At 64.7% G+C, this 15314-nt stretch carries 15 protein-coding genes; 7 read left to right on the forward strand and 8 right to left on the reverse strand.

Annotated features, from left to right (window positions below):
• Positions 1-446: 446 nt before the first annotated feature.
• Both G455_RS24290 and G455_RS0115360 read left to right on the forward strand, forming a co-directional pair.
• Positions 447-3644: an autotransporter domain-containing protein gene (locus G455_RS24290; RefSeq protein WP_051312551.1), complete on the forward strand. Its 3198-nt coding sequence runs from the start codon at positions 447-449 to the stop codon at positions 3642-3644.
• Positions 3645-3767: 123 nt separating this feature from the next.
• Positions 3768-4538, forward strand: a complete 771-nt coding sequence (locus tag G455_RS0115360; RefSeq protein ID WP_028094510.1) for a DeoR/GlpR family DNA-binding transcription regulator — start codon at positions 3768-3770, stop codon at positions 4536-4538.
• Positions 4539-4633: 95 nt separating this feature from the next.
• On the opposite strand, the gene G455_RS0115365 is transcribed toward G455_RS0115360, so the two are convergent.
• The 7 genes from G455_RS0115365 to G455_RS0115395 all read right to left on the reverse strand — a co-directional run bounded on the left by G455_RS0115365 (position 4634) and on the right by G455_RS0115395 (position 10118).
• On the reverse strand, positions 4634-5113 hold the full coding sequence (locus G455_RS0115365) for an Lrp/AsnC family transcriptional regulator (protein ID WP_028094511.1): 480 nt from the start codon (positions 5111-5113) through the stop codon (positions 4634-4636).
• Positions 5110-5343, reverse strand: coding sequence for a hypothetical protein (locus G455_RS0115370; RefSeq protein ID WP_028094512.1), 234 nt, complete (start codon positions 5341-5343; stop codon positions 5110-5112). The genes G455_RS0115365 and G455_RS0115370 overlap by 4 nt, the downstream gene beginning before the upstream one ends.
• A gap of 184 nt (positions 5344-5527) precedes the next feature.
• Positions 5528-6247 carry a sulfate/molybdate ABC transporter ATP-binding protein gene (locus G455_RS24295; RefSeq protein WP_051312552.1) on the reverse strand — a complete coding sequence of 240 codons (720 nt, stop codon included), beginning with the start codon at positions 6245-6247 and terminating at the stop codon, positions 5528-5530.
• Positions 6248-6269: 22 nt separating this feature from the next.
• Positions 6270-7136 (reverse strand): sulfate ABC transporter permease subunit CysW, encoded by an 867-nt coding sequence (cysW, locus tag G455_RS0115380; protein ID WP_028094513.1) that lies wholly within the window; start codon positions 7134-7136, stop codon positions 6270-6272.
• Positions 7129-7968 carry a sulfate ABC transporter permease subunit CysT gene (gene cysT, locus G455_RS0115385; RefSeq protein ID WP_028094514.1) on the reverse strand — a complete coding sequence of 280 codons (840 nt, stop codon included), beginning with the start codon at positions 7966-7968 and terminating at the stop codon, positions 7129-7131. Before cysT ends, cysW begins: the two co-directional genes overlap by 8 nt.
• A gap of 3 nt (positions 7969-7971) precedes the next feature.
• Positions 7972-9168 (reverse strand): sulfate ABC transporter substrate-binding protein, encoded by a 1197-nt coding sequence (locus tag G455_RS0115390; RefSeq protein ID WP_028094515.1) that lies wholly within the window; start codon positions 9166-9168, stop codon positions 7972-7974.
• A 386-nt stretch (positions 9169-9554) separates the two neighbouring features.
• The gene (locus G455_RS0115395) at positions 9555-10118 is read right to left on the reverse strand and encodes a TetR/AcrR family transcriptional regulator (protein ID WP_028094516.1); all 564 of its coding nucleotides are present in this window, start codon (positions 10116-10118) and stop codon (positions 9555-9557) included.
• 102 nt (positions 10119-10220) lie between these two features.
• Between G455_RS0115395 and G455_RS0115400 the strand changes: the two genes are divergently transcribed.
• From G455_RS0115400 to G455_RS24305, 4 genes are read left to right on the forward strand one after another with little or no spacing between them, the layout of a single operon-like run.
• Positions 10221-11417: an acetyl-CoA C-acyltransferase gene (locus G455_RS0115400; protein WP_028094517.1), complete on the forward strand. Its 1197-nt coding sequence runs from the start codon at positions 10221-10223 to the stop codon at positions 11415-11417.
• On the forward strand, positions 11414-11929 hold the full coding sequence (locus G455_RS0115405) for a PaaI family thioesterase (RefSeq protein ID WP_084437100.1): 516 nt from the start codon (positions 11414-11416) through the stop codon (positions 11927-11929). Before G455_RS0115400 ends, G455_RS0115405 begins: the two co-directional genes overlap by 4 nt.
• 3 nt (positions 11930-11932) lie before the next feature.
• A complete protein-coding gene (locus G455_RS24300; RefSeq protein WP_051312554.1) occupies positions 11933-13108 on the forward strand; it encodes an MFS transporter in 1176 nt (391 codons plus the stop codon).
• Positions 13105-14010, forward strand: a complete 906-nt coding sequence (locus tag G455_RS24305) for an alpha/beta fold hydrolase (protein ID WP_051312555.1) — start codon at positions 13105-13107, stop codon at positions 14008-14010. Before G455_RS24300 ends, G455_RS24305 begins: the two co-directional genes overlap by 4 nt.
• 66 nt (positions 14011-14076) lie before the next feature.
• Here the strand turns inward: G455_RS24305 and G455_RS0115420 are convergent, their stop codons facing one another.
• The gene (locus G455_RS0115420; protein ID WP_028094519.1) at positions 14077-14895 is read right to left on the reverse strand and encodes an alpha/beta fold hydrolase; all 819 of its coding nucleotides are present in this window, start codon (positions 14893-14895) and stop codon (positions 14077-14079) included.
• A 48-nt stretch (positions 14896-14943) separates the two neighbouring features.
• Here G455_RS0115420 and G455_RS0115425 point away from each other — a divergent pair, with 48 nt between their 5' ends.
• Positions 14944-15270, forward strand: coding sequence for an ArsR/SmtB family transcription factor (locus G455_RS0115425; RefSeq protein ID WP_028094520.1), 327 nt, complete (start codon positions 14944-14946; stop codon positions 15268-15270).
• Positions 15271-15314 lie beyond the last annotated feature (44 nt).

Below are 15314 nucleotides of genomic sequence, written 5' to 3' on the forward strand. Positions count from 1 at the left end.
GCAGGGCCGCCCCTCCCCCGGGTTTTCGGTGACATCCTTCCCCTTTTGATCTGCCCTCTCAGACGCGTCAGCTTTTGCCCAGACGGCGGGGTCTGCGCCTGATATCCCGTTTCCGGCCTTGGTGAGGCCGGCACCATTTCCGCGCAACATGGTCCAGCGTGGGATAGGCGCTTTGCATGTCCCCGCAGGCGGTATGACGCGCGAAAACCCTTTCCTGACATCTGTGCCGCATGTGGTTGCATGCAGGCTCCGCTCTGATCGGAGCGGCAATGTGTCGATGCAAGGCGATAGGCATTTCCTGCGGTCTGGAGAGGCGTGTCTGCAGAAAAATTATCAAAAAAGTACTTTTGTAATTTTACTGACATTTTTGCCTGTCATGTCACACCCGCGCCCGGTCGATCCGGTGATCGCGACGAATCTTGTGAACTCCGACGGAAACCAGAAACATGCTCAAACACCATCATCGTCCCGCGCGCCTCGGCGGCAGTCGGGTGACCATGCGGCAGACGCTTTTGTGCGGTGTCGCCGCGCTTGCCCTGCTCGGCTCTCCCGCTGTTGCCGCAAGCGCCAGTGACAGCGGAACCCTGCGTATCGCCAGCCTGAATGTCTGGGTCGAGAAATTCCGCGATCAGCCGGAAAAGATCGCCGAACAGTTCCTGAAGGGAAATTATGACACCATCGTCTTTCAGGAACTGGTCAGCGAACAGACCCTGAGCAAGCTGCAGAGCCTGCTGGCCGAGGCTGGCGCGGGGGATTACCGGTATATCCGGCAGCTCGACAATGGGGTGCTCAGCCGGATCGACGGTACACTGGGGCAAAGCACTCAGGGCGATTCAGTGGCCTGGCAGCTGATGGAACCGGGCAAGGGTGTTCCCGACACGCTGCTTGGTGTGGTTCATCTGGACTATCACGACCCGGCCGATCTGCGCCTGCAAGAGGTTGACGGGATCACCGACTGGGCCGCGGGCGTCAACCGTCCGACCATCCTTGTCGGCGACTGGAACGCCGGGGATGTGTCCGAACGGGGCCTGAACCGGGCCTCTCAGCAAAAGCTGATCCTTCAGGACTATCTGCGGTCGGGCAACAGCTATTACCGTCAATTGCTGACGGAATATACCGTCGATGCCGAGGCGATGGAGGCCTTCATCGCGGACCACACAGGTGAAAGCCTCAGCCTGGATCAGATCCCGGACACGTTCTTCGCCGATGAGACCTATCCGATTGAATCGAATACCCCCTACACGATGAACCGGATGAAGCGGGACTATATGCTCCTGCAACTGGACGGCGAACGCGAAGGGTTCGCCCCGCACGAATTGGCCGATGGGTCCACCACCTGGCCCTCGGTGGGCGAGGATGCGACCAATGTCTGGGCCAGCTGGGACCGGACCCGGATCGACCACTACCTGGCATCGCGGCCGTTCGGCAAATGGTGGCAGATCGTCGATGATCCGACCGATCCGAACTTGGGCACGCTGGACGATCTGCGCACCGAAGATGGTGTGCCCTATGCCGACCACGCCGCCGTGGCCCATGAATTCCGCTGGATCGGCCCCAAGCTGGAATATTACACCGGTGCCGAGGCGACCGAGGAAACCCGTCTGGTCTGGGGCGAGGGCGCCACGACGTTCAGCGAAGAGAACCCGGAATTCTTCCTGACCCGTAACAACATGCGCTCTGATGTCTATCTGGGCCAGATCGCGGATGAAAACGGTGTGCCGATCCTTACCGGGCTGACGCTGGACGAGAAAAAGACGCTGCTGGACTGCACCACCGACGATCCGCGGTTGCAGCAGGCGGTTCAGGACTATTGCATCGACGATCACAGCTTTATCGGTGAAACGCTGGTCGCGGACGGTGGCACGGTGGTTGTGGCCGAGGATGCAGCCCTTGGCGAGGCGGACGCGCGGCTGCGGCTGTCCAACGGCGGGCTTGCCGTCATCGGCACCGAGATGACCACGCTTGACCGCGAAATCTCTCTGGAAGACGAAGGCGGCTGGCTGGATGTCCGCAGCGCCGGCGGCGCGGTCGAGGTGGCGCAGGCCGTCAGTGGTTCGGGCGATCTGATCAAACGCGGCGTCGGCAGCCTGACGCTTGCGGCCGAGAACAGCTATACCGGCGCCACCCGGATCGAGGCGGGCGCCTTGATCGTCAACGGTTCGATCGCCACCGCCGGCCTGACCACGGTGGGCGACGGGGCCCGGCTGGGCGGCACGGGCACCACGGGCAGCGTGCGTGTTGCCGAGGGCGGTACGCTCGGGGCCGGAAACAGCATCGGCACGCTGAACGTCGCCGGCGACCTGAGCTTTGCCAGCGGTTCGATCCTCGAGATCGAGGCCAATGCCGATGGCGAGGCTGATAAGGTCGCTGTCTCTGGTGACATCGCCATCGAGGGCGGCAGCGCCATCGCCCTGGCCGAAGGCGGGGACTACCGCCCGCAGACCAGCTATGAAGTGCTGAGCGCTGGCGGCACCGTTTCGGGCCGGTTCGACAGCATCACCTCTTCTCTGGCCTTCCTTGATGCCGAGCTGAGCTATGGGGCGTCCTCGGTCGATCTGACGCTGGATCGCAACGATACCTCTTTTGATACCGTGGCCGTCTCCGGCAACGCCCGCGCCGCAGCCACCGCGATCGAAGCGCTGGGTATGGGCAATGAGGTCTATGACGCCGTGGTGCTGTTGGGCGCTGACACTGCCAGCGATGCCTTTTCCCAGATGTCCGGCGAAATCCACGCCGCCACCATGGGGGCGCTGGCGAACCAAAGCGCCCGCGTCGCCAATGTCTGGGGCGAGAAGAGCCGCGGCGCCTCGCGGATGGAACGCGAGGGATTGTCATTCTGGGCCAGCGGTTACGGCGAGAACGGCACGACCAAGGCGGGCGGGGATCTGTCCGACGTCCGGAACAAGACGGTCGGCACGCTCTTCGGCGCTGATGCGCTGACCGAAAACGGGCTGGAGATCGGTGTCATGACCGGGTTCGGGCAAGGCGAGGTTTCGCTGTCCGGTCGGTCGGGCACGGTGGATACCGATGACCTGCATCTTGGTTTGTCCATTGGCAAGCAATTCGGCGCGACGATCCTGCGCGGCGGTCTGGCCTATACCCACAGCACCCTGTCGGGCAGCCGTGATGTCAGCACCACCGGCTTTGCGAACACGCTTTCCTCTGGCGGGCATGCCAACACCACGCATGTCTTTGCCGAATTGGCGCATCAGATGAAGACCGGCAATACCCTGCTGGAGCCCTTCGGATCGCTGTCCCATATCCGGGTGAAGACCGACGGGGTGAGCGAAACCGGCGGTTCCGCCGCGCTTCGCAAGGTCGGTGGCAGCTATGATGTGACCTTTGCTGAGGTCGGCCTGCGGCTGAACACCGGTATCGGTGCCTCTGACAAAGCCAATCTGCGCAGCCAGATCGGCTGGCGTCACGCCTTCAGCGGCGATCCCGCCAATGCAAGCATGGCCTTTGCCGGCGGCGATGCCTTCGGCGTGTCGGGTGCTGGCCTGGCACAGGACCGGTTGAGTGTCGGGATCGCCTTCGATTATGCGATCAGCGAAAGCGGTGTCTTCTCGATCGGCTACAATGGCGCATTCGGCGACGATGGCGATGTCTCGGCCTTCAGCGCGGGTTTCGGCTTCCGCTTCTGATCCGAGTTCCGGAACAATTGGCCGCGGCTGTCTCAGCCGCGGCTTTTGCATTCAGCATTTTTCTTTCGGAGAGCCATGGCTTTGATGATATCCCCCCTGAGACAAACTGAGGGACAAGACCCAATGGAATACGGCGGCAAGAAAGCGGCACGTCAGGCCCGTTTGCTTGAGGCTTTGGCACTGAACGGCTACCTGTCGCTTGACGATATCTCGACCCGTTTCGATGTCACCACACAGACTGCCCGTCGTGATGTGATGGATCTGGAGCGCGAGGGGAAATTGCGCCGGATGCATGGTGGCGCGATGATTATGGACTCGGTCGCCCCGAGCGAGCTGCATCGCAGGCGGGTCAGCAACGTCCATGTCAAGCAACGCATCGCCGAACGTGTGGCCGATCTGGTTCCCGATGGGGCCGCGGTTTTCATCGACACCGGAACCACCTGCGAGACGATTGCCCATGCGCTTGCGCGGCGGCGCAACCTGCGGATCCTGACCTATAGCCTGCGCACCGCCGCCTGGCTGCGCGAGGCCACCGATTTCATCATCGCCATTCCCGGCGGCTTCGTGCGCCAGGTCGATGGCGGCGTCTTTCATGAAGAGGCGGAAACCTTTCTCGACAGTTTCCGTTTCGATGTCTCGATCGTCTCGGTGTCGGGGGTAGATGCCGCCGGCAACCTCGGTGACGACGATCTGGCCGAGGTGCGGATCGTGCAGCGGGCGATGCGGCATTCCGAACGCGTGATCCTGGCGGTCGACAGCAGCAAGTTCGACCACCGCGGCCTGGTGCGACTGGGGTCGTTCGAGGATGTCGACATCCTTGTCACCGACAAGGATTTGCCGGTGGAGGTACGCGCTGTGTTGCAGCAATCAGGCACCGTTTTGCAGGATGTCTGATTGGATGATGCAACGCTTCGGCGGGCCATCTGATAGAGAGCCTGGCGCTTATGTTGCCCAGGGTGGGGAGAGGCCGCGCGCGCCGGCGCGCGGGGTCAGATCTTGTTCACGTCAATGGGCAGGACGGTCGAGCGTCGGATCGTCTCCATCGCGAATTTCGACGTGACGTTTCGGCACGGCAGCGCCTCGGTGAGCTGCAGATAGAAGTCATCGAATGCGGCGGTGTCCGGGACGATGACCTTCAGCAGATAGTCGACGGTTCCGGTCATCCGGTAGGCTTCGGTGATGGCATCCATGCCTTTGACGACCTTCTGGAAGGTGTTGCGCCATGCCGGGGTGTGCTCTGTGGCTTCGATCTCCACGAAAACGATCAGACCGAGGCCGATCTTTTTCGGGTCCACCAAAGCCACGCGCCCGGTGATGATCCCCGCCGCCTCGAGCTTTTGCACCCGTTTCCAGCAGGGCGTCTGGGACAGTCCGACGCGATCGGCGAGCTGCGCGACGGGCAGCGTGGTATCACGCATCAGCTGGTCGAGAATTTTCCGGTCGATCCGGTCGAGGATGGGTTCGCTCATTCGCAGGCTCCTGTCATCAGCTTTGTCCAGGGGGACGCAAGCCGAACGAGAAGTTCGTGTTCGGCCTTGGCCAGGTGTCGGGTGTCCGGCGCGGTGTCGGATAGTCCGAAGCCGTGCAGGCGGTGCTGCAACAGCACCTGCCAGGCGCAATCGGTGATGTCGGTTCCGGGGCGCGGCAGGACGATCGCGCGCAGGGCGCGTTGCGTCTCCGAGTGAGTATGCCAGACCATCGCCCATCTGGGCGAGGCCACGCGCAGGCGCCAGCCTGGGCCTCGGGCGCGGTCAAGGATGTGCCCAGGCAAGCGGGCGGCGCGACCGGAAGGCGCAAGACGCGAGGTGGTGGCCCATAGCGCGGCGTGAAGCCAGGGGCTCGGATATGTCGGTGGATGCAACGGCATGTCATCAGCGGCCTCCTTAGGCGGCGGTGAAGCTACGGACGAAGTCGCTGGCGGGGCGTGCACGGATGTCCGCCGGACGACCGACCTGCTCGATCCGCCCCATCGACATGACCACTACCAGATCGGCCAGTTCCATCGCCTCGTCCTGGTCGTGGGTGACGAAGACGGTGGTCAGCCCGGTGGTATCGTGAATTTCGCGCAACCCCTGGCGCAGTTCCTTGCGGACCCTGGCATCGAGAGCGCCGAAGGGCTCGTCGAGCAGCAGCATGCGCGGTTCGATCGCCAGCGCCCGTGCCAGGGCCACCCGCTGGCGTTGGCCGCCGGAGAGCTGGCCGGGATAGCGCGCCCCGATATCGGGAAGCTGGATCAGCTCTAGCAGCCGGTTCACCCGCCGGCCGATCTCGGCCTCGGTGGGGCGCTCGCGTCGCTTGCGGGCACGCAGGCCATAGGCCACGTTTTCGAAAATCGTCATGTGCCGGAACAGGGCATAGTGCTGGAACACGAAGCCGGCGCGGCGTTCCTGAACGCTCAGCCCGGTGGCGTCGCGACCGTCGAACAGCACCCGGCCTGAGGTCGGGAACTCCAGCCCGGCGAGGATGCGCAACAATGTCGTCTTGCCCGATCCCGATGGCCCCAGCAGCGCGATGAGCGCCCCCGAGGGGATCGAGAGGGAGACCGGGTGCAGGGCGCGCCCGGTTCCGAATTCCTTGGCGATTTCTTCGATTTCGACAAACATGACAGGTCCTTTCCAGGCGGGATCAGTGGCGTCTGGTGATGGCCAGAAGATCGGCGTATCGCCATTCGAGCAGGGATTTCAGCAGCAGCGTGACCAGCGCCAGCAGCGCCAGGGCTGCGGCCAGGGAAAAGGCCGCGACCGAGAGGTATTCGTTGTAAAGCATCTCGATCATGATCGGCATGGTGGTGGTCTCGCCGCGGATCTTGCCCGAGACGACGGCGACAGCGCCGAACTCTCCCATCGCGCGCGCATTGCACAACAGAACCCCATACAGCAGCGCCCAGCGGATATTGGGCAGTGTCACGGTGAAGAAGATGCGCCAACCGCCGGCGCCCAGCGTCAGTGCGGCCTCTTCCTCGGCGCGGCCCTGCTCCATCATCACCGGGATGAGTTCGCGCGCCACGAAGGGAAAGGTCACGAACAATGTGGCCAGCAAGATGCCCGGAAAGGCGAAGACGATCCGCAAGTCATGGTCGATCAGCCAGGCCCCGAGCCAGGAATTCGCCCCGAACAGCAGCACCAGCGCCAGCCCGGCGACAACCGGAGAGACCGAGAAGGGCAGGTCGATCAGGGTGATCAGGAAGGCCTTGCCGCGAAAGTCGAACCGGGTGATCGCCCAGGCGGCGGCGATGCCGAACACCGCGTTCAGCGGCACCACCACGGCGGCGACGATCAGGGTCAGTCGCATCGCGGCGCGTGCGTCGGGCGAGGTCAGGCCTTCGAAAGACGCGGCCCAGCCTTGCCGCAGCGCTTCGGCAAAGACGGCCATCAGCGGCGCAAAGAGCAGGGCCGCGATCAGGGTCACAACCGTTCCGATCAGGATGTGGCGGGCAAGTCGGGGTTCCGTCGTGACCGGGGTGGGCCGGGTCATGAGATTTGTGTCAGACATTTCCGATCCTCCGACGGCTCCAGATCTGTATGGCGTTGATCGTCAGCAGCATCGCGAAGGAGATCAGCAGCATGGCGAGCCCGATCGCGGTGGCCGCGTCGTAATTGTATTCCTCGAGCCGGATCACGATCAGCAGGGGGGCGATCTCGGTCTGGAACGGCAGGTTGCCGGCGATGAAGATGACGGAACCGTATTCGCCGAAAGATCGGGCCAGGGCGAGGGCGAAGCCGGTCAACAAGGCGGGGGTGAGCATCGGCAGGATCACTCGGCGCAGGGTATAGGTGCGGCGCGCTCCCAGCGTGGCGCTGGCCTCTTCGACCTCGCGGTCGATTTCCTCGATCACCGGTTGCACCGTGCGCACCACGAAGGGCAGGCCGATGAAGATCAGGGCCAGCCAGATGCCGGTTTCAGTATAGGCGATCTGGATGCCGAGTGGTGACAGAAGCTGTCCGAAAACCCCGCTGGGCGCGTAAAGCGCGGTCAGCGCGATGCCGGCCACCGCGGTCGGCAGGGCAAAGGGCAGGTCGATGGCGGCGTCGATCAGCCGGCGCCCCCAGAAGCGATAGCGGACCAGGGCCCAGGCCAAGGCCAGGCCGAACACCAGGTTGAAGACGGAGGCGGCCAGTGCCGCGCGGAACGACAGCGCCAGCGCGGCGCGGATACGCCGCGCGCTGATCACCTCCCACAAGTCCGCCGCGCCGATGCCCAGCCCGTGGCCGACAAGGGCGGCGATCGGCAGCAGGACGGTGATGGACAGAATGCTTATCGTGATCCCGAAACTCAGCCCGAACCCCGGCAGAGGGGAGGGCGCGGAAAGATATCCCGCCCGCATGGTCTATTGCCCCTCATAGATCTGGTCGAACACGCCGCCGTCACCGAAGAAGGTGGGTTGCACCAGGGCCCAGCCGCCGAAGGCGTCGATTGACAACCGTTCGACCGCGGGGAAGCGGCTGATATCCTCCTCCGAGGCCGCCGAGGTATCCCAGGCCCGATAGAAGTTCCTGAGGGCCAGCGCCTGCGCCTCGGGACTGTAGAGATGGGTAAGATAGGCCTCGGCCGCGGCGCGCTGGGCGTCCGAACGGATGTTGCCGTCCACCAGCGTCACCGGCGGCTCTGCCAGCACCGAGACCGAGGGCACCACGATGTCGAAGGCGGCATCGCCCTGTTCGGCAAGCGCCAGGAATGCCTCGTTCTCCCAAGCCAGCAGCACGTCGCCGATGCCGCGCTGGGTGAAGGTGTTGGTGGCGCCGCGCGCGCCGGTATCGAGCACCGGAACATTGTGGAACAGCGCGGTCATGTAATCCCGTGCGGCCTGCTCGTCGCCATCGTGTTCCTTCAGTGCCCAGGCCCAAGCGGCCATGAAGTTCCAGCGCGCCCCGCCAGACGTCTTCGGATTGGGGGTGATGACCTGTACATCGTCGCGGGTTAGGTCGTCCCAGTCGGCGATGGCTTTCGGGTTCCCGTCCCGGACCAGAAAGACGATGGTCGAGGTGTAGGGTGAGGAGTTATGTGGCAGTCGCGTCTGCCAGTCCGCCGGAATCTTTCCGGTCCGCTCGGCGATGGCCGAGATATCCGCCGATAGCGCGAGGGTCACGACCGTGGCTTCCAGCCCGTCGATGACCGATCGAGCCTGCCCGCCCGAGCCGCCATGCGATTGCCGGAGGGTCACTTCCTCATGGCCTTGGCTGGCCCACCAGTCGCGAAAGAGCGTGTTGTATTGCCGGTAGAATTCCCGGGTCGGGTCGTAGGAGACGTTGAGAATCTCGCTGGCCTCCTGCGCCCGGGGCGCGGTGGCGGCGGCGAAGGCCAGCGGGATCGCGCTGAGCGCCGCGAAGAGGCCACCCTTCCAGCGCGGGGCAGACATGAGACGCCGGAGCGGCGATCCGCTGCGCGGCGCGCTGAGCGGCCCTGCCACCGGAGTGCCGGCAAGGCGCTGGCCTCCGGTGTCAATTTCAATGCGCCCATCCCCCAGTTTCCGGATGAATGTCCCCTGCGCGAGCACATGCGTGCCGAGGCTGATTGTATGGATCATGTCGACCTCCTCTGCGGATCGCTGTTGAACCCTGTGTCTGTTCACCGGCTCAGCCCGTCCGGGTCGTGCGATACGCTTCACGAACCGGGGGGAGCAGCGCGGCTGCCTGACACGTAAATAACGACAGGATTAATCGTGTTTTGCAAAGGAATAATCACGTCTAAATTGATCGTGATTATAGAAATCTATTCTCCCGTCCCGGTTTCAGGCAGGGAAAAGCGGCCTCTTGGCCGCGATGTTTCCGTCAGATTGACAGGCGGGTGTGATTCGAATGTCAGGGGGAGGGCCGGCCGGCGACCGCAATCGGTGGCGGTGATCCCGTGAAGGCGGGCGCCATGCGGACCTGAGCCGCGCAAGCGTCCTGCGCGGGTGGGGCGCAGGTCTGTCTATTTCGTCACGGCACCATTGGCGGCCAGAATGCGATCCGCCAGCTCGGGGTCGGAGACCGCCCTGGCAAGGGTGAGCGCCCCGACAAGTCGGCTGAGAAGGCGGATCGCGGCGGTATCGTCCGCGGTTTCCGATCCGGTGGGGGCGACCTCGGCCAACTGCTCCAAAGTCTTGCGAATCCCGCTGTCAAAGGCCTCACGAGCAGGCGGGGCGTGACGCGGTGCCTCTGCGGCCAGCGTCGCATAGGTGCAGCCGAGCCCCCGGTGCTGCATATGGGGGGCGGACAGATACCATTTGGCGATCGCCTCGAGCGGTTGGTCTTTGGCCTGGTCCAGCACGGCCTGCCAGGCCTCGGCATTGCGGGCCAGCGCATATTCCGTTGCCTCTGCGATCAGCGCCTCCTTGCTGTCGAACTGCTTGTAAAAGGCACCATTAGTCAGGCCTGCCGCCTTCATCAGCGCGGCGATGCCGACACCGTCATAGCCGGAATCCCGAAACATCTCGCTTGCTGCCTTCACGACCCGCTCGCGGTTCTTCGCCGCGTCCTGTCGGCTCATGCGCATGATCTGGCCCTCCTGCAGTTCGAGTTTGGATTATAGTCTAAATCTTATTGTTGACAAGTTTGATTATGGTCATAATCTAATCGAAACTTCAGGAGGATGCAGATGCCGGATTCACACTCTGACGCAATTGTCGTCGTGGCCGCGCGCCGGACGCCGCTCGGTGCTTTCATGGGGGCGCTGTCGGGGGCGGCGGCCACCGATCTCGGGGCCGCGGCAATTGGCGCGGCTGTCGCCGATGCCGGTATTGACGGGGCCGATGTCTCCGAGGTGCTGATGGGCTGCGTGCTGCCCGCGGGGCAGGGGCAGGCGCCGGCGCGACAGGCGGCGCGCAGGGCGCAACTGGCCGATGCGGTCGGCGCCACCACGATCAACAAGGTCTGCGGCTCGGGCATGAAGGCAGTCATGCTGGGGCATGATCTCATCCGCGCGGGCAGCGCCGACATCGTCGTTGCAGGCGGGATGGAAGCGATGTCGCGAGCGCCGTTCCTGCTGCCCGAGATGCGCCATGGCCATAAGGCCGGAAGTGTCGAGACGCTGGATCACATGATGCGGGACGGGCTGGAAGACGCCTATGACCGGGGCCGCCCGATGGGCGCCTTTGGCGAGGCCGCCGCCGCGCGCTATGGCTTCAGCCGCGACGATCAGGACGCCTATGCCATCGAGACGCTGGAGCGGGCGCGCGCTGCGGTGACCTCGGGGGCGTTCGATGCGGAATGCACACCGGTCACGATCGAGACCCGCAAGGGCGCCGTCACCGTGGCCCGCGACGAGCGGCCCGAGCAGATCGACCCGGCGAGGATCCCCGGTCTGCGCGCCGCCTTCGGCGAAGATGGCACGATCACCGCGGCCAGCTCCTCGGCCAATGCCGATGGTGCCGCCGCAGTAATCCTGACCCGGGAGAGCGAGGCCGCCGCGCGCGGGATGCCGGTCATGGCGCGCATTCTCGGCCATGCCACCCATTCGCAGGAACCTGAGTGGTTCACTACGGCGCCGATCCCGGCGATCCGCAAGCTTCTGGACCTGGTCGGCTGGCAGGCCGGCGATGTCGATCTTTTCGAAATCAACGAGGCCTTTGCGGTGGTCGCGATGGCGGCGGCGCGTGATATTGGCATCCCGCGTGACCGGCTCAACGTCAATGGCGGAGCCTGCGCGCTGGGGCATCCGATCGGCGCGACCGGGGCGCGTATCCTGGTGACGCTGATCCATGCCCTGCGGGCGCGCGGGCTGCGGCGTGGCGTGGCCTGCCTGTGCATCGGTGGTGGCGAGGCGACAGCCATCGCCGTGGAGGTGGAGGGATGAGCATGTTGTCGATGCCCTCAGCCGCCGTCCCGATGCCGGAACTGGCCTTTGGCCTCGCGGACCCGCGTGTCGCGGCGACAATGACCGGACTTGAACAGATGCGGGCCATCGTCGAGCGGCGGTTCCCGGCGCCCCCCATCGTCGAGGTCATGCAGCAATGGATTCACGAGATGGGCGAGGGCCATGTCACCTTTCTTGGCGATCCGCATGCGCGTTATCTCAACCCGATGGGGCTGATCCATGGCGGTTGGGCGATGACGCTGCTCGATTCCGCGCTGGGCTGCGCCGTGCAGACGGTTCTGGCGCGGGGGGAAACCTATGCCTCGCTGGGAACCGAGGTGAAATTCCTGCGTCCCATTCTGGCCGAAACCGGTCAGGTGCGATGCCGTGCCGAGGTGGAAAACCGGGGCCGGAACACGGCGACGGCATCGGGCCGGATTGAGGATAGCACCGGCCGTCTGCTGGCGACGGGCACCACCACCTGCTTTATCCGCAGTGCAGGGGCGGAATAAGGCATGAGATTGATCGCACTTCTTTTCTGCCCCTTTGCCTTCACCACCGGGGCCTTCGTCTTTTCCGGGGTGCTGGAGCCGATGGCGGCGGCCTTCGGCACCTCGGTCTCGGCGGTGGCGACGCTGCAATCTGCCTTTGCCATCGCCTGCGCTTTCTCGGGGCCGGTCCTGGCACAGCTTACGCGAGGGCGGGCACCGCGGGCATTGCTGCTGGTGGTGCTGATACTGCTGGTGTTTCTCAATGGTGCATCGGGGATGGCGCGTGACTTTCACATGCTTTTCGCCCTGCGGTTGGCGGTGGGGGCGATCGGATCGCTCGCCTTTCCGCTGGCGACTGTGCTGGCGGTGGCGGGGCTGGCGCCAGAGGCGCGGCCAAAGGCCGTTGCGGCGGTTTACGCGGGGATCCCGGTGGCGCTGATCGTCGGGATCCCCCTCGGGTCGGTGACGGGCAATGCCTTCGGCTGGCCGGCAAGCTTTTTCGCGACGGCCGTGATCTGCGCGGTGGCGGCGCTGCTGGTCTGGCGGTTCGTTCCGGCCGTGCCGGTGGTCGCGCAGATCGAACCGGGCAGCGCCGCTTCATCACGGTTCGGGCCCGGGATCTATGCCCATCTCGGGGTCACCCTGGTTGCCTCGACCGCCTTGTTCGCTCTGGTCGGCCTGATCGGGCCGGCGATCCGCGCCACCACCGGTTTCGGCGGGACAGGGATCGCGGCAATGCAGGTCCTGGCCGGGCTGAGCAGCCTGGCCGGGGTGCGGTTGGGGACGGCACTGGTATCTGGCGAGACGCGCCACGCGCTGTTGGTGCCTTTCGGTCTGCTGGCGCTGTCGCTCGGCATCGTCGTGGCGCCGCTCATGGCCGGCGGGATCTCGGCGCTCGGCATGGCGGCGATGGTGGTCAGCGTCTGCACCGGGCCGGCGGCGCAATCCTCGACCGGGGCTCTGGTGCAATCGCGCCTGGCCGGGCTGGCGGGCAGTGCCGCGACGCTCGCCTTCTCGCTCAACGGGTCGATGATCTATCTGGGGCAGGGCCTTGGCATCCTCATCGGCGCCACCGCCTTTTCGCGCTATGGGCTTGGCGCGGCTCCGGCCAGCGGGCTGGTCCTGCTGCTGCCTGGGGTGGTGCTGGCCTTGCTTGTGGCCTTTCGCTTTCGTCCAGACACAAGAGTAGAGGGGGCATGACGATGTTCACTGTCGATTTGGAGGATGACCTTTCCGCCTTTGAGGCGCAGCTCACCCATCACGTCGCGCGAAACGGCGACATTCGCATCCATTATGCAAGCATCGGCACGGGGCCGCTTGTCGTCTTCCTGCATGGGTTTCCGGATCACTGGCTGACCTGGTGGCAGCAAATGGCGGCGCTGTCGCCGGCCTATCGCTGTGTTGCGCCGGATCTCAGGGGGTATAACCTCAGCGACCGGCCCGCAGCGGTCAGCGCCTATGCGCCAGACCACCTGACAGGGGATGTCGCTGCGGTGATTGCCGATTGCGGTGCGGAGGATGCGGTTGTGATCGGCCACGATTGGGGTGGTTTCGTGGCCTGGCATATGGCGATGGACAGGCCAAGGCTGGTCTCGCGGCTGGGGATCGTGAACATGCCTCATCCATGGGCCATTGCGCGTGAACTGGCGGTCAACCCGGCGCAGCGGGAGGCCAGCGCCTATGTGCGCCAGTTCCAGCATCCTCAGGCGCATCAGGCGCTGGAGCCTGCGCGGCTCTCGGCATGGGTTCGGGATGCGGCTTTTGCCAAACGTCACGCTGCGGCCCTGGTGCGATCCGATGCCAATGGGATGCTGAACTATTATCGCGCCTGTTTTCCGGCGCCGCCCTATGCCCAACGTTCCGAGGCGCCGCCGCCCGTGACCTGCCCGACGTTGGCAATTCACGCGCTGGAGGATCCCTATGCCCTGCCGGCTGGTCTGAATGATCTATGGCAATGGGTCGAGGCGGAATTGACGATAGAAACCTGGCCCGGCATCGGCCATTTCGTTCAGCAGGACGCGCCGGAGCGTTTGACCCGGGCGCTGCGTCTCTGGCTGGCCTCGGGCGAAGAGTGGCCCGCCGGGGCAATGAAACCGTCCTGAGGCGCCTTCGGACCTGTCCCGTCGCCGGTGGTTTCGGGCCGCAGGCGACGGGGCCCGGGCGGGGTGTCAGCCCTGGGCGAAACGCGCCAGCAGGGCCGCGACGATGGCTTCGGGGCGGTCCTCCTGCACCAGGTGCCCGGCATTCGCGATGGGAATGCAGGGGTGATCGGAAATTCGTGCCGCCAGCGCCTGGCCCTTCTCAAGGGGAATCCAATCGTCGTTTTCGCCCCACAAGACCGTGACCGGGCAATCCATCCTGTTGTAGGTCGGTTCGACCTCATCGGTGAAGCGCTGGTCCATCTGGGCGATCTGGCGGTAGAAGGCCGGTTGCCCCACCGGGCCGAGCCAGGGGGCGGAATAGAGCTCCAACGCCTCCTCCGAAAGCGGACCATGCGCGGCGGTCTGCAGATAGGCCCGCAGCACCGCCCGATGCATGTAATCCGGCATGCCTGAAAACGCCGCCTCGTGCTCGCGCACATGCTGCACCAGCGGCGAACCCCAGGGCGCCAGTGCCACCGCGTCGAAGATCGTCAGAGAGGCATAGCGCAATCCGTTCAGGTAATAGGCGCGCAGCGCCGTGGCGCCGCCGAAATCATGCGCCAGTACATCGGGCCGATCGAGGCCCCATTGCGCGAAGAGGGCGGCAAGCACCCGGTTCTGCATCGCCAGAGAGACGTCCTGTCCCGGGCGCATCTCGGACTGCCCATATCCGACCAAGTCGAAGTAATAGACCGTTCGCCAATCGGTCAGCAGCGGCACGATCCGGCGCCAGACCTGAGAGGAGAACGGGGTTCCGTGAAGGACGACGAGCGGCGGGCCGTTTCCGGATACGCCCCAGCGAACGGCATTACCCTCGATCATCGCGGTATTCGGTAGGTCCAGCATTTCGGCGACTCACATTGACAATTAGCTAATTGACGATATGAATGATGCATGGACAGATCAACCCAAATCAAGGCGATGTCCGGCGCGCCGCGGCTGAAGATCCTGCGGTTGCTGGCGAACCCGCAGGCCCATTTCGGTCATCAATGGTCGGCCGATCCGGTGGAGTTCGGCGTCTGCATGAGCCTGATCGCCGAGGCGCTGGAGGTTGCCCAGCCCACCGCCAGCCGACATCTGGAACTGCTGAAGCAGGCGGGGTTCATCACCGTGCGCAAGCATGCGAAATGGTCCTATTGCAAGCGGGACGAGGCGGCGATCCGGGACTATCTGAGCTGGCTGGGCACAGAGCTTGTCGTGACGGCAGAAACCGTCGGCTGACTGCCGGCGCGGTGAGCTTGCCGTCCGAACCCGGCATTGCGGTC

Origin of the sequence: Pseudodonghicola xiamenensis DSM 18339 (genome assembly GCF_000429365.1) — a bacterium.
Classification (GTDB): Bacteria; Pseudomonadota; Alphaproteobacteria; order Rhodobacterales; family Rhodobacteraceae; genus Pseudodonghicola; species Pseudodonghicola xiamenensis.